This is a genomic window from Erysipelatoclostridium sp. AM42-17 (genome assembly GCF_003480255.1).
GTDB lineage: Bacteria > Bacillota_I > Bacilli_A > Erysipelotrichales > Coprobacillaceae > Faecalibacillus.
Genome location: NZ_QUIN01000025.1, coordinates 18584 through 38151, shown reverse-complemented (window position 1 = coordinate 38151; position 19568 = coordinate 18584). Strand labels below are relative to the sequence as shown.

Here is a 19568-nt window from a genome sequence, read left to right as displayed (position 1 = left end):
CTACCAATACTATTTTTGTTTAAAACTAAAATATCAGATTATTTTAAATACTCCAAACAAAAAGCAAGCTAATTAAGCTTGTTTTTTGTTATCAAAATCATATTCCTCAAATCGATATTTTTGTTGAGCATGAGGATATTTATCATGATCAACTGGTGATAAAAACATTTCAAGACTTCTTACAAAGAGTTGTTTATCATCATATAATTGACGATAAACCACAACTTGCTTCATCGTTTCACTATCATAGGCTATATCTTCCACAAAATAGAATTTACCTTTAAAATGACGAGATACTTGATTTTTTTTAATTTTTCTCATTCTTATTTCTCCTCGTATCAAAAAAGTCTAAATCAATTGATTTAGACTAATGAAATATACTTTGAAATACTATAATAGCAACTGCTATAAAATTATTTAACATATGAATTGTTATAGGAACAAAAATTGTTCCTTTTTTTTCATACGCTAAAGAAAATGCAAATCCCATCAATCCATATGAAAATAAGTAAGCTAATTGGCTCAAATCGCCTGCAAACAATCCAGTATATATATGAATAAATCCAAAAACAAATGACGAGACAATATGTGCAAACACTTTATTATATTTCCTTAAAGTTCTAAATATAAGACCCCTAAATATAAATTCCTCTAACATAGGTGCAATAATTACCGATTGTACTATCATCCATAACATACTACTACCTAAGTAAGTTTCAAATAACGTTTGATTTGCTGCACTGTGTGATGATGTATCTATCAATAAATTAATAATGATATTAGCAATAATTGAAAATATATAAACACTAGCAATCCCAAATGTCATGGACCAGGCAACATTTTCGAACAAATGCTCCTTAAACTTTATAAAATTATCTTTAATAAAATCTTTGAAAATAACATAGGCACAAATCAATGACAATAAACCCGAAAAAAGATTCAAATAAACACCAAGCATATTTTGATCAACAGGTAAAACACCATATTTAACCAACATATATATAACAAAATTAACAACTGCAGGAATTACATAAAAATACAAAGGTAATAAAACAATAAAACCCCAAGCTTTTTGTTTACCATTAAGTTGTCCAGCAAATTGATTATCCATATAAAACCCCTTTATTCTTGATTACCTACATTCTTATCAGCATAGTCAATTTCTTCATAAAAGACTGCTAAACAAGTATATAATTTAGCATCTACCAAATGAACTGCAATAAAAACACTAATAATATTTGTTATTAAAGTTGTTATGATACCTAAAGGAAATATTGATAATAGTATAGAAATAATGTTGACAAAAATTACTGATACCAAAAGCCACCCAATAAATGATAAATATAATTTGATTAATGTCCATTTATTATTTTTCATTAATCGATAAGATTCCTTCATCGCTACAAAACCTGTTAATTTATATTTTTCTAAAATATAAGGTGTTAAACTAAATGCAGTAACATAGTAAATAGTAACTACCAAAAGAACAAATCCAATTAAAACCAAATATGAAGCAATAGAAGCTAATCCATCAATATTCATAGAAACTTGTGATGTCATAGAAGAAACACCATTAGCATAAGGTAACATTGTTAACATTTGTGAAAAAGCATCTTTCAAATCTAATATTTGACTTTTTGGAATAATAACTAATCCAATAAGCAATAAAAAAATCACAATAATAATTTCAATAACTACAAGTAAAAAATTATAAATAAAATAAGTTGAAAATAATTCTTTAAAACGATAAAAGCTAACAAGTCCATCCTTTTGAACATCCAATTGATCATCATAATTGTTGACTAATTTTAAAGATGACACTATGTATCCATGTTCAAAAGGCAAAAATACAATCCATAAAATAAGACTTACTACCGTTCCAATTGTTCCAGTAAATAATGAACATAATGTTGTAATAACTATATGAAATATTCCCATAAAAATAAGAACATTTATATAATTTTTTTGACGTGATAAAGCATCTTCAGCTTTAGCTTTAATATCTAAAATATTCATAATATTCCTCCAATGTAGACATTATAACAAATATCTAACTTATTGGAAACTATTTCAAATCCAAACTTGTTTTAATTGCGTCATTCACTTTACGCATAAAATAATCACTCAAAGTACCTAATTTCTCTTGAAATCTGATTTTATCAATAGTTCGGATTTGTTCTAATAAAATCACTGATTTTTTTTCAAGTGAATCACATTGAATAATAACATGAGTAGGAATAGGATTTTTTGTTAGTTTAGATGAAATTGGTGCAATAATCACTGTTGTCGAATATTTATTTCCTTTATTATTTTGTAAAACAAGTACCGGTCTTACTCCTCCTTGCTCACTTCCCATCACAGGCGAAAGATCAGCGTAATAAATATCTCCCCTATTAATCATATTTACCCTCCTAAAATAACTTATGTATAAATTTAAAGATTATTCTTTCAAGAATTGAAAACAACTTCAATACTTCAAAGCTTATGTTATGATAATAGCGTTAAAGGAGTTGATATAATGATTAAAGCCGTAATATTCGATATGGATGGTTTAATGATCGATAGCGAAAGAGTCACTTATGAAGAATATGTAAAAAAACTATCACAACTTGGATATTCATTTAATGAACCTACGTATCGTCAATGTTTAGGAAAAAACAAGCAAGGAATCTGCCAAGTATTTTATGACAATTTTGGTCAAGATTTTCCAATGAAAGAGGTATGGGATGATGTCCATGTTGCTATTGATGAAAGACTAGAACAAGAAGTACCTATTAAAAAAGGACTTACTGAATTACTTCATTATTTAAAAGAACATAATTATAAAACCATTGTAGCAACAAGCAGTGCTCGTAATCGAGTTGATAAAATTTTAAATAACGCTGGTATTTATCAATTCTTCGATGATATCATTTGTGGTGATGAAGTTACTCATGGAAAACCTCATCCCGAAATATTTCTCACAGCTTGTCAAAAGCTAAATGTAGATTCTCAACAAGCCATAGTACTAGAAGATAGTGAAGCGGGTATTCAAGCTGCATATAGCGGAAATATAAAAGTTATCTGTGTTCCTGATATGAAATATCCCGAACCCGAATTTAAGAAAAAAACAACTTTAATTGTTAATTCTTTAGACGATGTGATACCTTATTTAGAAAGTATTAAGTAACAAAGGACGTGTATTTTACACGTCCTTTACATATTCTTTTATCAATTGAACAACTCTTTTTGTATTTTGACCATCTTGATATTTAAAAAATTTGTTTTTAAATTCTACAATATTTCCACTTTCATGATTTAAAATGGCACGAGCTAATTCTTCTAATTCAAAACAAATAGGTCCTGGCATTGTTTGATAATCCACGAAACATCCTAAAGAATCTAAATATTCATTTAAATCTGGAACATAAAAATACATTGGTTTTTCTAATATAGAAAAATCAAAAATAATTGATGAAAAATCAGAAACCAAAAAATCAGCAATAGTAAATAAATCATGCGTATCTTCTTCATTCATATTGAAAATTCTCTTATCATCATAGTAGATATGATTGATTTTTAATAATGGATGAAATTTATATAGTAATATATAATCATCGGGTAATTGTTCCAACAGTTTCTTGCCATCAAAGTCAATACTTCTAAATCCTTGATAAATATTGCCTCTAAACGTTGGTGCATAAAGAACTATTTTTTTATTAATCAACTGAGGATATTGTTCAAATAGTTTCTTTCTTGTTTTTTCAAGATAATGTTGATCAAACAAATGATCAACTCTTGGAATACCAGTTGTGAGAACATGACTTTTATTAACATGAAATGCCTGACTGTAAGGTTCTTTCCAATAATCACTATTTGCAATAACATAATCATAATTATTAATAAGGTACTCTCTTTTGATGACATTGCCAAATTTTTTTATCGCACCACAAGCATGCCATACTTGAATAACAATCACGCCTGGTCTTTTAAATTTTGAAATAACATAATTGTTATCTCGAATTAATACAACTTGAGAGGTGTTAATAATATAAATTTGTTTTATACAATTAAGCATATAAAGAAAGTTGTTAATAAGCGTTTTTTTATCATAGTTTATTAACACTTTTTTTATTTGTATCGTTGGATCTTTTTTTAATTCATCATAAATAAGTTTCAAATCCGAATCCAAATAATGAGCTTCAAGTGAAACAAAAGCAACTTGACGAGGATTAATCTTTTTAAATTTTACAAAGATGTTAATAAATCCTAATATAATATTTAAAACAATCTTTTTTATTTTCATGACATCACCTACTTAAATACGATATCTACAACACGCTTAGATGCATATCCATCTTCATGATTATTAAATCTTTGATTAAAAGATTCTAGTTTATGATAATCATAATCTTGTTCTACAATTTTTGTAAGCAAATCATCTTCATTATCTAAAATTTCTCCAGGTAAATCATGATAAATATCTAAATAAAATCCTCTTAGTTGATCTCGATATTGTTCTATGTCATACATATAAAAATATATTGGTCGTTTTAAAATAGCATAATCAAAGAATACACTAGAATAATCAGTAATTAAAATATCCGAGATCAAATAAAGACTACTAATATCTTGACTTGGCTCGATTGGATAGACAAAACCTTTATATTTACTCATATCAAAATCATTTACAATTAAATAATGTGGTTTAAAAATAACAACATAATCGTTCCCTAAGATTTTTTTCCATTGATCAAAATTAACTTCTAATTTAAATGTATACCCCTTAGCGACAAAACTATTATCTCTCCATGTTGGTGCATACAAAATCACCTTTTTATCTAAAGGTATGTCTAATTCTTTTTTTATTTTAATAATATCTTCTTGGCTATATAATGACAAAATATCATTTCTAGGATAACCCGTTTCAATAAGACGCTCTTTATTAATCCTAAAAGCGCTTTGAAATACTTCTGTTGTAAAACGACTTGGTGAAATCATATAATTATATTTTTTTACATCTTGTGCATATGTCTCATGCATACTTTCTTCACTCATACCGCTACGATAAAAGGTTGTCCCCTTAGGTACTTCTATATCATATGCTAGTTTTTTAAGTGGTGTGCCATGCCATGTTTGCAAATAAACTTGGTTTGGCTTTTTTAAAACATATCCTGGTAATTTACAATTGACAACCCAATAATGACTGCGTGCCAAATAATAAAAATAAGGTATTGAAAAATATTCTATGATTTGAGCACCTGATATCTTTATATTCTTTTTACGATGGTTTTTTATAGCCCAAATAAAATGATAATCTTGAAATTCTGGTTGGCTTTTCATATATTCATAAATCGCTTTAGGATTATCTGAATATCCTCTTCCATGAAATGCAATAAATAAAACAGTTTTAGAATTTGATGGTACAAAACGATACACAAGTCGATAACATATTTTAATTGCTTTTCCTAAAAAATTTTTAACGAACCTTATCATAAAAATCCTCCTTTTAAAAAATAAGGGGTCATTCCCCTTATTTAAATACTGCCTCAACCGCTCTTTTTGATGCATTACCATCATCAATTGAGCAGAATTTATCATAAAATAATTGATATCGATGTGCATACTTAGCAGATAAATCATCAATATTCATAAGAGCATCAATGACTGCCTCTGTAGTAAACAATAAAGGACCAGGTAATTCTTTTTCCATATCAATATAAAAACCTCTTAAAACATCTCTATATTTGTCTAGATCATAAGTATAAAATAACATTGGTCGTTTTAAATTTGCATAATCAAAGAACACGCTAGAATAGTCAGTAATACAAATATCCGAAATTAAATAAATTTCTGTAATATCATCATACTTACTTAAATTAAAAGCAAAATCTTCTAAACCAGTTATATCTAAAGCATCTGCAATATAATGATGTGTTCTTAATAACACTACATACTCATCACCTAGTTTTTCTTTCATCATTTCTAAATCTAGTTTTAATTTAAATTTATACTGACCTTTTCCATAATATTCATCATCTCTCCAAGTAGGAGCATACAGAATCGTTTTTTTATGTGTTGGTATTTTTAATTTTTCTTTTAACTTTCTGGCAATTTCATCTTTATTAGGATTATACAATAAATCATTACGAGGGTAGCCAATTTCCAGCATATTGCCATCGTACATGAAGCAACTTTTAAAAATTTCGCTTGAAAAATGATTAGCTGCAATAAGATAATCCCATTCTTGTTTTTGACGATAAAATTGAGCTTTGTATGTTGGTGAAGCTGCAGTTACCTCTTCTTGATCAAAAGCAAGTCTTTTTAATGGTGTTCCATGCCATGTTTCTAAAAACACTTGACCTTCTCGTTTTCTAAACCATAACGGTTGACGAATATTAAAAACAAAATATTTAGATTTAGCCAAATAATAAGCATATTTCTTAGTAAATCTTTTTACAACAATGCCTTCATAAGGCAACTTTGTATTTTTATCATTTAATACCCATATAAACTGATATTTTCCTGGATAATTTTTAGCTAAATATTCATAAATATATTTCGGAGAATCTGCATAACTTTTTCCCATAAAAGTTTCAAACATAATCCAGTTTTCTTCTATTGGTTCATTAATATATTTATGACGGTATAAATACTTATTAAGTTCATTCTTGTTTTTTAGAACCATTTTTGCTTTTCTTTTGGCCAAATGACGAGCAATGACTACTTTTGTTGTTTTTAAATCACGTTTTCTTGCCAATTTAACCATTTTTCGTTGATAACGAGAAATATTTTTTAATAAGTCATCTCTTACTTCATCCAATAATGACGCCATCGTTTCAAAACGTTCTTCACGCCACTTATCATCTAAACTACGTCTTATTTTCTTAGCAAAGTAATTACTATAATACTTAACAATTTTAGAATCAATATAATAACGTAAAGGACTTTGGTAATCAACTAAATGAATAGAATAACGATATACATCAATAAATTCATCAAATTTATGTTCAGGGTCTTTAATTTGTGATAATGCTGGTGCATTAACCGGATCATTATGTTTTCTTTTAATATACGTTGTTTGATTAATCTTAAAAAAACTTTGTGCATACTGTACAAGTTGTATTACAAAAGGAAAATCACAATAATATTTAAAATCTTCATTAAAACGTAAATGATGTTGATCAATTAAATTCCTTTTAATTAATATATTTAAAACAGATACATTTTTAAACCCTTTTTTTCCTCTTATTAATTCATCAATCATCCTTTGATGAATTGGCTGATCGCATTGACTATAATCTTTTTCTATAAATTTTTCATGGCGATCATGATCTTTATCTTTTAAATCCAGTTCATCATTTTTTTCATCACCCATAGTTTCAAAAACTTGTTTTTTAAACCATGTTATTCTTCTTTGACCTAAAATTAAATCTTCATTATTTTCCTTTGCTTCATCAATTAATAGAGAAAGTGAATCTTTTAATAAATAATCATCACAATCTAAAAAATAAATATATTCCCCTTTTGCTTCATTTAAGCCAATATTACGTTTTGTTGCTACTGATGATACCTCACCACAAACAATAACATTTAAATGAATTTTATTTTTATATTGTTCAATTAACTCATTTATTTCCTCATGATTTTCATTAACTAATAATAATGTTTCATAATCATCTATCTTTTGTTCATCAATACTTGCTAAACAATCAACTAAATAATGAGGATAACCATCATATGGAACAATGATACTTAATTTCACATTTACCCCTCCTCGATATTAATCTTTTAAATCAGCTTTAATTTTTGTTGTTGAAATACCTTCTGTTCTAGGTAAATAGACAACTTCACAATAATCCTTTAGAAAATCAAATTTACCTTTCCAATCATCACCCATAACAAAAACATCAACATCATGTTCTTGAACATCTCTAATCTTTTGATCCCATGATTCTTCATAAATCACTTCATCAACATAACGAATCGCTTCTAGAATAGCTTTACGATCCTTATCGCTATGATAAGCTTTCTTTCCTTTTTGAGCATTAAAAGCATCGCTACTTACTGCAACAATTAAATAATCCCCTAATGCTTTAGCTCTCTTGATAATATTAAGGTGTCCAACATGAAATAAATCAAATGTACCATAAGTTATTACTTTTTTCATTTTAATCTCCTACCTTTTTAATTTATCTAATAGTTTTTCCCAAAAACCAATTTGTGGATGTTCGACAATACGCTGAGCAAATTTCTCATCTCGCATTTTTGCTTTTTCTTTCTTTGTCAATCCGTTATAAAAATCAACATACTCTGCATATTCATCACAAACTTCTTGAACATCACCATACCTTTTTAATTTTCCACCTTCTATCCACATTGCTTTTTTACAAAAGCCACGCACTTGAGGTAATGAATGGGAAATGAAAATAATGGTTTTACCTTCATCTTTTAATTCATTCATTTTATCCAAACATTTTTGAGCAAATCCTTTATCTCCAACCGATAAGGCTTCATCAACAATAATAATATCAGGATTTAAATATAAGGAGATAGAAAATCCTAATCTTGATTTCATCCCGCTTGAATATTTTTTCACAGGCTGATATAAGAAGTCCCCTAATTCTGCAAATTCAATAACACCGTCTGTAATCTCTTGAATGCGTTTTTTAGAAAGCCCTAAAAGTGCCCCTTTTACATTAATATTTTCTAAACCTGTTAATTGCATGTCTAATCCGGTATTAATTGCTATTAATGCTTGTTCACCATTAATATCCATTATACCTTCATCAATTTGACTAATCCCTGCTAAAATTAAGGATAATGTTGATTTTCCGGATCCATTTGTTCCTAATATTCCTACAACTTCTCCTTTGGGTATTTCAAATGAGATATCTTTTAATGCATAAAATCTTTGCGTGATAGCACTTTTAGATTTTCCGTCATTTTTTTTCTTTAATTTATATATTTTTGAAACATGTTCAAATTTAATTGCATAATCTTTCATCGTTATCACCTAAATCATATCAATAAATTTATGTTTGAATTTATACATCATAGCACTACCTATAGCGAAAATAACTATCACAAATACCCAGAAAAATAACATCTGTTTCCAGTAAAATAAAATACCATGATGGTACAAGAAACAATCTCTATAGCCACAGACAATGTAGTAAATTGGATTTGCCTTCATAATATATCTTACAGCCATTTGCCATCCAAATTTGTGTAAACGAGAAATCGGCCATAAGATAGGTGTTAAATAGAGTAATAAACGCATACAAGCAAGAATAAGCTTTCTCGTATCACGTGCTAACATATTTAACACCGAAGTAATCATTGCAAGTGAAACTGTTAAACAAATTGTAGCAAAAAGATAATATATCAATTCAAGCCAATAAAGTGAAGGCATAATTCCTTGGGTTAGTAAAAAAGTAACCAGTATCAACATTAAACAAAAATGATTAAATAATTCTTTTCCAACTACTGTTGCAGGTAAAACCGAAACTGGAAATTTCATTTTTGTAATAACATTACGTTTAGAATAAATCGCATTAGCTCCATTTGTTATACAAGGACTTATAAAGAACCATACAACCATTCCACATAACATCCATTGAATAAAAGGAATCTTTCCTACAGCCTTTCTATTCATTATTAAACCAAAAACAAAATAATATGTAATTATCTGAATTGCTGGATTCGCAAAATTCCAAAAAACACCCAATCTTGAATCTCTCATATCTGATAATAATTCATATTTTGAAATACAATAAATACGATATAGATTTGAGAAATTTTCTTTTAAAACATATTTAATACTTTTTATCATATGTATCCTCCAAAAAACTTCTACATAGCATTATAATTATACCACATAAAAAATACAATATAAATAAAAAGAAAAAACCCTCCAGTTGTGGTATCAACATTCAGGTCTTATAAAAACTATTTATTCATCCAAGATTCATCACTTGGATCAACTTTCCAAGCTTTTAATTTTTCCATATCTGCTTCTTTAATATAATCATGCGCTTTAGCAACTTCAATTAACGTATCATAGTTAGTAAGAGTTGCATATTGACAGTTAGCATTTTCGAAATTAACAGTTGCTTTTTCTAAACCATAAGTGAAAATGGCAACAAGCCCAACAACTTCACATCCAGCATCTCTTAAAGCTTGAACACATTCAAGAGAAGAACCACCAGTAGAAATTAAGTCTTCAATAACAACAACTTTCATTCCTTCTTTAACTTCACCTTCAATACGATTATTACGTCCATGAGATTTAGCACCACCACGTACATAACCCATTGGTAAGTCTAAAATATCAGCGACTAATGCAGCATGAGCAATACCAGCTGTTGCTGTACCCATTAAACATTCTGCATTTGGAAACTTTTCTTTGATTAAATCAGCTAATCCTTGTTCAATATCTTTTCTTACACGAGGATAAGATAAAGTTAAACGGTTATCACAATAGATTGGTGACTTAATACCACTTGCCCATGTAAATGGTTCATTTGGTCTTAAAAAGACTGCCTTAATATCTAGTAAATCTTTAGCAATTAATTTGTTTTCTTCCATTTTATTTCTCCTTAACCTTGAAAATCTTGATATACCTTTTTGTATGTTTCTACAGGATTATTTGAACCTGTAATAGTACGTCCTACAACAATATAACTAGAAGTTAATTCTCTTGCCATAGCAGGAGTTGTTACACGTTTTTGATCATTAACATTATCTGTAGCTAAGCGAATACCTGGTGTTACTGTTAAAAAATCTTCTCCTAAATGATCGTGAATAATTTTTGACTCTAATGGTGAGCAAACCACACCATCTAACCCCGCTTCTTTAGCATTGCTAGCCCATTTTAAAACAACTTGATCTAATGGCTCATGGATTAAAAGTTGATTATCTAAAACATCTTGGTCTAAAGATGTAAGGCATGTAACAGCAATACATAGTGGTCTTTTATCGCCAACTTTACCTTCTTCTAAACCTTCAATAGCTGCTTTCATCATTTCGACACCACCTGAAGCATGAACATTGATCATGTCTACATCAAGTTTCGCTAATTGACGCATTGCGCTTTTTACTGTATTTGGAATATCATGTAATTTTAAATCTAAAAAGATTTTATGTCCCATCTTTTTGATCATTTCTACCATTTCAATTCCTTGTCCATAAAACAATTCCATTCCTACTTTTACATACAATTTTTCACCTTCAAATTGTTTTAAAAAGTTTTCAACATCTGCTTTAGTTTTAAAGTCTAAAGCTATACACACTTTACTATCCGACATAAAAGACCTCCTTATTTTTCTTTCTTATCTATTATATCAAAATTAGATAACAGGTTCTACAAAAAACTATCTCTTCGCAAAAAAAACTCTCCACATAAGTGAAGAGTTTGAAAGAATAATCAAATTATCCCATTCTGTTGTAGTATTCAACAATTAATGCTTCATTAACTTCTTGGTTTAATTCAGATCTTTCAGGTAAACGAGTTAATTTACCAGTTAATTTGTTTTCATCAACTTCTACGAATGCAGGAGTTGCAACTTTGTTTTCTAAACTAGATTTAATTACAGCTAAGTTTAATGATTTTTCTTTAACTGAAATAACATCACCAATATTAACTCTGAATGATGGGATATCAGTTTTAACACCATTTACTAAGAAATGTCCATGGTTTACTAATTGTCTTGCAGCTCTTCTAGTTGGCGCAAAACCTAATCTGTAAACAACATTGTCTAATCTTCTTTCTAATAAACATAAGAAGTTATAACCAGTGATACCTTCCATGTTACCAGCTTGTTTAAATGTGTTATGGAATTGTTTTTCATTAACTCCATACATATGTCTTACTTTTTGTTTTTCAGCTAATTGTAATCCATATTCAGTTTGTTTTTTTCTTTTTTGTCCGTGTTCACCTGGAGCATATGCTCTTCTGTTTAATTCTTTACCATTTTCTAAAGTAGAGAATCCTAAACGACGTGATAATTTCCATTGTGGTCCTGTATAACGAGCCATTCTTTCTTTCCTCCGTATTGTTTTATTTGCATAAAACAATAACATTCATAGATCATTTAAAATGTGTCAATATTAAGTATTTCCCATTGCAGCTAGGTACTCTACAATCATGATGATATTAACGCATAACTTAAAACTCTATGTGCTGCTATCATTTATTGCCATAAAATAATACTATTTTGCAGTATGAATGTCAATGATTTTTTTATAAATTATCTCGAGTTCATCAAGATAAATACAATGTTTGATTGTATTATTTTTTACTGCTTGCATACATTCATCTAGATCTAGCCACTTTACGCTTGATACTTCTTCTTTTTGTAATCTAAAATCTGTTTCTTGTAAATCCAACCATATCATATAAATTGCTGATACTTGAAAATCATGAAATTCTCGATGATGAAAATTTTCATCTAGACGAAAACTTCTTTTTCCACAATAAATTAAATCTTCTGATTTTGCTCGATATCCCAGTTCTTCATAAAGTTCTCTTAACGCTGATTCAGCATAATCTTGTCCCGCAGGAATATGTCCAGCACTAGAAATATCATAACAATCAGGAAATGAATCCTTATTATGACTTCTTTTTTGTAATAGAACTTGTACCTTATTATTTCTTTTTCTTACTAACCATACATGAGATGTACGATGTCTAATCCCTTTTTGATGTGCTATTTCTCTTTCAACAACTTTACCGGTAGGATTTCCTAATTCATCAACAATATCCAATAATTCTTTCATTTTCATCACCACTATCAAGTGTATCACAGTTGCTAGAAGAAGTTAAATGTGATAATCTAGTTATCAGCGAGGAGATATTATGGAAGAGACTGTATTATTATATAACATAGACAAAACCGAACCTGGTAAAGCAATGATTTCTATTTTAAAAAAACTGGATGTAAAAGTTGTTATCGTTAAAACAAAAGATTTAATGAATCCAGTTGGCTATCTTTTAGGAAACAGTGATTATAAAAGATCGACTGATAAAATCAAAGAAGTTCCTCAAGATGAAATGATGGTTCTTTCTGGATTTGACGATAAACAAGTTGACGTTTTATTACAAATATTCCAAAAAGCCAACATTCCCTTTATTCCTTTAAAAGCCATTGTTACAGAAACAAATATTGAGTGGTCATTTTTACAATTACTTAATAATGTAAAAAATGAGTATATGCATTTAACAGGAATGAATAAAGATATCAGTATGTTATAAAACCCATTGGATTAACCAATGGGTTTTATTATTAGTACAACTCACTATAAATTTTGTAAACTCTAGCTCGATCAAGTGGAACAAAATTATTAGCCATTAACCTTCCTTGAGTTTGTAGAACACTATCAGTAAATGTATCTAAATCTTCTTTTGTTACTCCATATTCATGTAATGGTTTTTTAGGAAGAATATGATTTAGCAAATATTCCAAAGCATCATAAACATGATTTTGTTCGCAACCTAATAAGTTTGAAAGATATTTTTCCATCTTATCTAACTCACCATCACTCTTAATTTCTTTATAATTTTTCAAAACACCCGTAAACATTGCGTAGTTACTTTCACCATGAGGAACATGATATGTTCCTCCTAGAGGATAGCTTAGTGCATGTACAGCAGCACATCCTGCTGTACCAAAAGCGAGCCCTGCAAAATTACTTGCCGTTAAAAAATCATCCATTAATTCTGGTAATATTTCTTTTCCTTCGGCAATGATCTTTTGATATCCTTTAATAATCATTTCAATTGCTTTATAACCAAATAATTTAGTATATTCTGTAGCCTTTGGAGAAAGACTTGATTCAACTGCATGTACTAAAGCGTCAATTGAAATTGTTGCAAATACTTTAAAAGGTAAAGTAGTAAGCAATTCTGGAATAAGTATTGCTTGATCCGCAAATAAATTTGGTGAAGTTAAGCCCATTTTTACTCCTAATCTAGTACGATTAATAATTGAGATATTAGTCACTTCACTACCAGTACCACAAGTAGTAGGGATAATAATTAAGAAATGTTGCTTTTCTAGTTGATCTTTATGATCATATAATTCATCTACATTTTCTCCATTTGATACAGCCATTACTTTAGCAATATCAATAACACTTCCTCCACCAATGGCAATAACTCGATTGTATGGTTTTTTTGAAGCCTCTTTTAAAATTGCATCAACCATCACATCAGTAGGTTCACTTGTTCCAAACTTTTCCTGGAAAATTGTCTGAGCTGGACAATTTTCCTTTTTAAAGAATGGCTCATAGATATATTGGTTTGTTAGAATCAAATCATCTTCAGTTAATTTAAATTCTTCAAGAAATTCGTGTACTGTCTTAAATTTATAAAGTTCCGGTTCAAATATAATTTGTTGCATATAATTTCCTTCTTTCACTATGCCCAAATCTCTTCATCAGTTGGGATTTTTTTATCTTTATTATAGAAACCGATTTGTGAAACATTAATAAGATGTGTATAATTTAAGTTTTCAGAAATACTGTTATTTCCCCAAGAACCACATCCAAGTGTAGTAGTTGGAGCAAATCCATTATATAAGCTTCCTCCAGCACCGGTTGAAGAAGATTGATTAATAATTAATCTACTTACAGTTAAATGTTCACCAGCATATTCAATATGTTGTAAATTATGACTATGTAGTGATGCGGTATGTCCTTTACCTTCAATATTTAAATCTCCTTGAGCTTGAGCAACAGCATCTTCAAATGTATCATATGGAGCACTAATCATAACTGGACACATTTTTTCACGAGTTAATGGTTCAGATTTATCTAAATGACGTGCTTTAATCAAAATCATACGTGTTCCTTCTGGTACTTCCACATTTGCTAACTTAGCAATAGTTTGTACACTTTGTCCAACAACTTGACGATTAATTGGTCCATTATTAGGGAAGATTGTATCAGCAAATTTCTTTGCAGTTTCACTATCTTCTACATAGAAAACACCATGTTTTTTAAATAATTCAATGACTTCATCATATTTTTCTTTTGGAATCATAACACTTTGTTCACCTGAACAAATAATACCATTATCAAATGTACGACCTACAATAATTTTTTCTACAGCATCTTCAAAATCAATGTCACGATCTAGTATAGTTTGTACATTCCCTGGTCCAACACCTAATGCAGGTTTACCACTTGAATATGCTGATTTAACCATACCAGCACCGCCTGTAGCTACAACGACATCTACTTTTTTAATGAGATCATTAGTTGCATCAATCGATGATTTTTCAATTGTTTGGATCAAATCTTCAGGAGCATGATGATTTTTCAAAATTTGACGGAAAGCATCAATTAAATCTTTATTAAGTTTTTCTGCTCTTGGATGAGGAGCAATAATAATTGCATTTTGACCTTTTAAAGCAAACATCGCATTACACATTGGTGTAACAACCGGATTAGTTACAGGAGTAACAGCAGCAACAAGACCTTTTGCTTTAGCAACACGATAAATACCATTTTCTTCATCTTTATCAATAATTCCAACAGATTTTTTATCTTTCAAACTATTCCAAATACATTTAGATTTACCTTTACATTTAGCAACCTTGTCTTCATAAACTCCCATTTTACTTTCTTCTACTGTTCTTTTTGCTAAAACTTCAGCATGATCATAAACATACTTACCAATTTCTTTAACGATAGCATCAGTTTGTTCTTGGCTAAATGATTCAAATTCTACTTGTGCCTTTTTTGCTTTTGCTACCATTTCATCTATCATTTTGTTTACATCTTCCATTTTTATTTCCCCCTATTTTCTATACTTCTTAAAATCAAATGCTGCCTTTAAATTAACCGGATTTTCGTGATATTCACTTGTAATCATGGCAGTTTGTAAATATTCATATAATGATTTTTTAAACTTTGGATGAGCACAATGATCAATTATTGTCATTGCACGTTCAATTGGATCTAATCCTCTTAAATCAGCCACACCTTGTTCAGTTATTAACACATGAATTTCATGAATAGTATGATCAACATGACTCACTTGAGGAACAATACAAGAAAGTAATCCATTTTTTGCTGTAGATTTAGTAATAAAGATTGATAATCCAGCATTTTCACAATAATCACCTGAACCACCTACACCGTTCATTAATCTTGATGCGTCAATATATGACGAATTTGTATTACCATAAAGGTCGGCTTCAATAACAGTGTTAATGGCTATGACTCCTAGTCGTCTAATTACTTCTGGATGATTACTGATTTCTTGTGGTCTTAATATAATTTTGTCTTTATAACGATTGAAATTCTTAAAAAATTCATCGCGATGTTCTTTTGAAATGGTAAGTGATGTACCAGATGCACATTTAACTTTACCAGCATCTATCAAATCAAAAATTGAATCTTGTAACACTTCCGAATAAACTGTTAAATTTTCAAAATCAGAATCTTTCAGTCCTTTTAAAACTGCATTAGATACACTTCCTACACCTGCTTGAAGTGGTGGTAATGGATTTGGTAATCTATTCTTTTTAACTTCTTCATGTAAAAAATCAATAAGATTTGATGCCATCATTTTAAATTCATCATCAACTGGTGCCACTTTTCTACCATTATCAGGAATATCACTATATACAACTGCAACAACTTTATTAAAATCACATGGTATATAAGTTGTTCCAATACGATCATCAACTTTTACGATGTTTATAGGTTTAGTATTAGGCACCTTTTCCGGTGAATAAATATCATGTACACCTTCCATACTCGCTGGAACATATGTATTTACTTCAATAATAATTTTATCAGCATATTGAACATATGTATTAGAAGCCCCTACAGATGTGGTTGGAATAATATTACCATTTTCGTCAATTGCCGTTGCTTCAATAATAGCAACATCAATATGATTTAAATAATTGTTTTTTACCCATAAAGGCATTTGACCTAATGGCACATCATAATAAGAAATAGCACCTTTATTAATTTGATTACGTAAATCTTTATTTGTCTGATATGGCATTCTTGCTTTTAAAACACCCTTACGTGCCAATTCGCCATCAAACTCTTCACCTAATGATGCTCTCGAATAAACTGTTAAGTCTAATTTTTCGCCGGCATCAGCACGTTTTCCTAATTCTTTTGCGATAACTTTTGGATAACCAGCAATGGTAAACCCACTGACTCCTAGAGTCATATTAGGCTTAATAAACTTAACGGCATCACTTGGTGACATAACTTTATCTAAATATCTTTTGTCACGGATTCGCTCGTTGTTCACTTTAATTCCTCCATCGTTAATGGCTATCATGCATGCTTGATTCCTTTAACACTGTATAGTATAAAACTTTTGTGCATGAATAAAAAATGTCTAATTGATATAATGAATATACAATTTATATATAATTAAAAGGAGATGAGTTCATCTCCTTAATTATGTATTCAAACGTTTAAACTAATTTTAATACATTTATTTATTTTCTTCATTTCTTCCGGTGTTAATTCACCTATTTTTTTTATCAGTCTCACTTTATCAATTGTTCGCATTTGTTCTAACAAAGCAATAGAGTTACCTTTCAATTCATCACGAGAATGAATAAGTATATGCGTTGGCATCCGCTTTTTTTTAGACGATGTCAAAGGTGAAACAATTGTCGTTGTACTATAACGATTTCCATAATCATTTTGGATGATAATAACAGGTCTAATTCCAGACTGTTCACTTCCTACGCCATCACTTAAATCAGCATAATATAATTCTCCTCTTTTTACATTCATATTTTCATATCCTTTCCGCAATAACATTATATGAATTATCAAAGATAGAATTTGTCTAATTGAGTAGATCTTTTATCTTTTCATTTCTTTTTTTAAAAATGAAAGGATAGACTGATTTAGATGATCATCTGTTTTAATTTCTTTTAAATGATTAATTTCATTTGCACACTCACCACAAATATCAATACCTATTATTTGACTATTAACAAACAAATAATAAAGAATCATTTTTAATTCAATCCCTCTCATTTTTCCTTGATCCCAGTCTGTATGAATCACTTGTTTACTTAAAACATCTTTGTCTATAGATACATAAGTTGGATATTTTCTTAAAAGTCTATCGATATCATTCCAAACATCACGGTTTTCTAAATCATCATCAACTAAATAATAGATTTTATCTAAATATTCCCTATCAATGAGCTTAACTTGGGATGGATCAATGCCAATTAAAATGACTTTCTTTAAATGTTGACGATATTTCAAACTATCCATAATCCACGACCCACAACTTAAAATATCACTAAACAATGGTTTAACCATGTCACTATGATGATCAAATACAACCAAAACAAAATCTTGTTTAATTTTATTAATCCATAATTCACTTATATAATGAAAATTACCAGAATCAATAAAATGAATACCAAAAGGTCCATAATCCCTTATACATTCTTTAATTTTCCTTTTAGCTTCTTGACTACAATAACCATAAACACCTTCAATATTTCTACAATCAACCCAATTCAAATCATCATGTTTATAAAAATTTTCATTTTCGTAAATACCAGTAAAATCCATAATTGTTAGTTTTTTTTGGTAATCAATTTTTAACATCTTATCAACTCCCCTTATATATTATAAAAAGAGATTTCCGATTTTGAAATCTCTTTTTTATCCTAATAGATATTGATAGATAACTTCGACGCAACCATCATGATCACAATCACTTACAATTTCATCTGCATATTTCTTTATTTCATCACTGGCATTAGCCATCACAATAGCCTTTCCAGCAACTTTTAATGCTTCTACATCATTATGTGCATCGCCAACAACAACAGTTTGTTGTAGAGGAATATTTAAATGCTCACATAATTTTTTTAGACCTATTCCCTTATGAATACCTTTACTTGTTATTTCTAATGAGCTTTCTTCTGCTTTAGCAAGTTCAACAGGTAAATTTTGCTTAGTGATTCGTTCAATAGTGCGTTGTCTTGCCTTACTATCAGTATGATAAACATTAAACTTATTTACTGGAAATGGTTTTTCAAAATAAGTTTTCTTTAAATCGTCGTATTTATCAGTTACACGTTCATACATTTCTTGATAAACTCCCATCAAATAATGATCCATTCGAGGAACTTTATCCTTTTGAACAATTGATTTCTTTGTAAGAATATGTATAAAAGTATCTTCTAAAGATGTAATCTCAAATAATTGTTTAATTGTGTCAATATCCATACATTGACTAAAAATAATTTCATCTTCATAGCGGTCATAAACCAAACCTCCAGAAACACAATTTAAATAGCGTACTTTAGGTAAAACATCATAAAACTCTTGTAATTCTGCCGGATTACGACCTGTATTTAAAATAACAATTTTTCCTTTAGAAACTGCATCATCAATTGCTTCTAATGTTCTTTTTGAAATTTTTTTATTTGAATTTAACAAAGTACCATCCATATCAAAGGCTATCAACTTATATTCCATATTTTTCCTCCACTCGTTAACGAATTATAACATAGATATTTTTACAAATATTAAGATTTCTATAATAGAAAAAACTTATTCCTTTACGAATAAGT

22 protein-coding genes are annotated in these 19568 nt (G+C 29.1%); 2 read left to right on the top strand and 20 right to left on the bottom strand.

Going from position 1 to position 19568, the window contains the following annotated elements; all coding sequences use genetic code 11:
• Positions 1 to 72: 72 nt before the first annotated feature.
• The 4 genes from DW911_RS09380 to DW911_RS09365 are packed head-to-tail and all read right to left on the bottom strand — an operon-like array spanning position 73 to position 2401.
• Positions 73 to 321, bottom strand: a complete 249-nt coding sequence (locus DW911_RS09380; protein WP_118607739.1) for a DUF1653 domain-containing protein — start codon at positions 319 to 321, stop codon at positions 73 to 75.
• A gap of 46 nt (positions 322 to 367) precedes the next feature.
• Entirely contained in the window at positions 368 to 1111 is a 744-nt protein-coding gene (locus tag DW911_RS09375) for a CPBP family intramembrane glutamic endopeptidase (protein WP_118607738.1), read from the bottom strand.
• An 11-nt stretch (positions 1112 to 1122) separates the two neighbouring features.
• The gene (locus DW911_RS09370; RefSeq protein ID WP_118433716.1) at positions 1123 to 2016 is read right to left on the bottom strand and encodes a DUF975 family protein; all 894 of its coding nucleotides are present in this window, start codon (positions 2014 to 2016) and stop codon (positions 1123 to 1125) included.
• Between the two features lie 49 nt (positions 2017 to 2065).
• Positions 2066 to 2401 (bottom strand): type II toxin-antitoxin system PemK/MazF family toxin, encoded by a 336-nt coding sequence (locus tag DW911_RS09365; RefSeq protein ID WP_118433718.1) that lies wholly within the window; start codon positions 2399 to 2401, stop codon positions 2066 to 2068.
• Positions 2402 to 2518: 117 nt separating this feature from the next.
• Here DW911_RS09365 and DW911_RS09360 point away from each other — a divergent pair, with 117 nt between their 5' ends.
• Positions 2519 to 3169, top strand: a complete 651-nt coding sequence (locus tag DW911_RS09360) for an HAD family hydrolase (RefSeq protein WP_118433720.1) — start codon at positions 2519 to 2521, stop codon at positions 3167 to 3169.
• 15 nt (positions 3170 to 3184) lie between these two features.
• On the opposite strand, the gene DW911_RS09355 is transcribed toward DW911_RS09360, so the two are convergent.
• From DW911_RS09355 to DW911_RS09310, 10 genes are all read right to left on the bottom strand, one after another.
• Positions 3185 to 4285: a CDP-glycerol glycerophosphotransferase family protein gene (locus tag DW911_RS09355; protein WP_118607737.1), complete on the bottom strand. Its 1101-nt coding sequence runs from the start codon at positions 4283 to 4285 to the stop codon at positions 3185 to 3187.
• An 8-nt stretch (positions 4286 to 4293) separates the two neighbouring features.
• On the bottom strand, positions 4294 to 5475 hold the full coding sequence (locus DW911_RS09350; RefSeq protein ID WP_335673711.1) for a CDP-glycerol glycerophosphotransferase family protein: 1182 nt from the start codon (positions 5473 to 5475) through the stop codon (positions 4294 to 4296).
• A gap of 37 nt (positions 5476 to 5512) precedes the next feature.
• On the bottom strand, positions 5513 to 7744 hold the full coding sequence (locus tag DW911_RS09345; RefSeq protein ID WP_118433724.1) for a CDP-glycerol:glycerophosphate glycerophosphotransferase: 2232 nt from the start codon (positions 7742 to 7744) through the stop codon (positions 5513 to 5515).
• Positions 7745 to 7762: 18 nt separating this feature from the next.
• Positions 7763 to 8149 (bottom strand): glycerol-3-phosphate cytidylyltransferase, encoded by a 387-nt coding sequence (gene tagD / locus DW911_RS09340; protein WP_118433726.1) that lies wholly within the window; start codon positions 8147 to 8149, stop codon positions 7763 to 7765.
• A 9-nt stretch (positions 8150 to 8158) separates the two neighbouring features.
• On the bottom strand, positions 8159 to 8986 hold the full coding sequence (locus DW911_RS09335; RefSeq protein WP_118433728.1) for an ABC transporter ATP-binding protein: 828 nt from the start codon (positions 8984 to 8986) through the stop codon (positions 8159 to 8161).
• 9 nt (positions 8987 to 8995) lie between these two features.
• Positions 8996 to 9814 (bottom strand): ABC transporter permease, encoded by an 819-nt coding sequence (locus DW911_RS09330; RefSeq protein ID WP_118433730.1) that lies wholly within the window; start codon positions 9812 to 9814, stop codon positions 8996 to 8998.
• 116 nt (positions 9815 to 9930) lie between these two features.
• A complete protein-coding gene (gene pyrE / locus DW911_RS09325) occupies positions 9931 to 10569 on the bottom strand; it encodes an orotate phosphoribosyltransferase (RefSeq protein WP_118433732.1) in 639 nt (212 codons plus the stop codon).
• An 11-nt stretch (positions 10570 to 10580) separates the two neighbouring features.
• On the bottom strand, positions 10581 to 11288 hold the full coding sequence (gene pyrF, locus DW911_RS09320; RefSeq protein ID WP_118433734.1) for an orotidine-5'-phosphate decarboxylase: 708 nt from the start codon (positions 11286 to 11288) through the stop codon (positions 10581 to 10583).
• A 124-nt stretch (positions 11289 to 11412) separates the two neighbouring features.
• Positions 11413 to 12018 carry a 30S ribosomal protein S4 gene (rpsD, locus tag DW911_RS09315; RefSeq protein ID WP_118433736.1) on the bottom strand — a complete coding sequence of 202 codons (606 nt, stop codon included), beginning with the start codon at positions 12016 to 12018 and terminating at the stop codon, positions 11413 to 11415.
• Positions 12019 to 12192: 174 nt separating this feature from the next.
• Positions 12193 to 12759: an NUDIX hydrolase gene (locus tag DW911_RS09310; protein ID WP_118433738.1), complete on the bottom strand. Its 567-nt coding sequence runs from the start codon at positions 12757 to 12759 to the stop codon at positions 12193 to 12195.
• Between the two features lie 79 nt (positions 12760 to 12838).
• Between DW911_RS09310 and DW911_RS09305 the strand changes: the two genes are divergently transcribed.
• On the top strand, positions 12839 to 13234 hold the full coding sequence (locus DW911_RS09305; RefSeq protein WP_118433740.1) for a DUF3783 domain-containing protein: 396 nt from the start codon (positions 12839 to 12841) through the stop codon (positions 13232 to 13234).
• 31 nt (positions 13235 to 13265) lie between these two features.
• On the opposite strand, the gene DW911_RS09300 is transcribed toward DW911_RS09305, so the two are convergent.
• From DW911_RS09300 to DW911_RS09275, 6 genes are all read right to left on the bottom strand, one after another.
• Positions 13266 to 14381, bottom strand: a complete 1116-nt coding sequence (locus tag DW911_RS09300) for a 4-hydroxybutyrate dehydrogenase (protein ID WP_118607740.1) — start codon at positions 14379 to 14381, stop codon at positions 13266 to 13268.
• Positions 14382 to 14398: 17 nt separating this feature from the next.
• A complete protein-coding gene (locus DW911_RS09295) occupies positions 14399 to 15769 on the bottom strand; it encodes an aldehyde dehydrogenase family protein (RefSeq protein ID WP_199589180.1) in 1371 nt (456 codons plus the stop codon).
• Positions 15770 to 15781: 12 nt separating this feature from the next.
• Positions 15782 to 17290: an acetyl-CoA hydrolase/transferase C-terminal domain-containing protein gene (locus DW911_RS09290; protein WP_118607736.1), complete on the bottom strand. Its 1509-nt coding sequence runs from the start codon at positions 17288 to 17290 to the stop codon at positions 15782 to 15784.
• A 131-nt stretch (positions 17291 to 17421) separates the two neighbouring features.
• A complete protein-coding gene (locus DW911_RS09285) occupies positions 17422 to 17757 on the bottom strand; it encodes a type II toxin-antitoxin system PemK/MazF family toxin (protein ID WP_118433744.1) in 336 nt (111 codons plus the stop codon).
• 72 nt (positions 17758 to 17829) lie between these two features.
• Positions 17830 to 18594, bottom strand: a complete 765-nt coding sequence (locus DW911_RS09280; protein ID WP_233541872.1) for an arginase family protein — start codon at positions 18592 to 18594, stop codon at positions 17830 to 17832.
• A gap of 57 nt (positions 18595 to 18651) precedes the next feature.
• Positions 18652 to 19473, bottom strand: coding sequence for a Cof-type HAD-IIB family hydrolase (locus DW911_RS09275; protein WP_118433746.1), 822 nt, complete (start codon positions 19471 to 19473; stop codon positions 18652 to 18654).
• Positions 19474 to 19568: the final 95 nt, after the last annotated feature.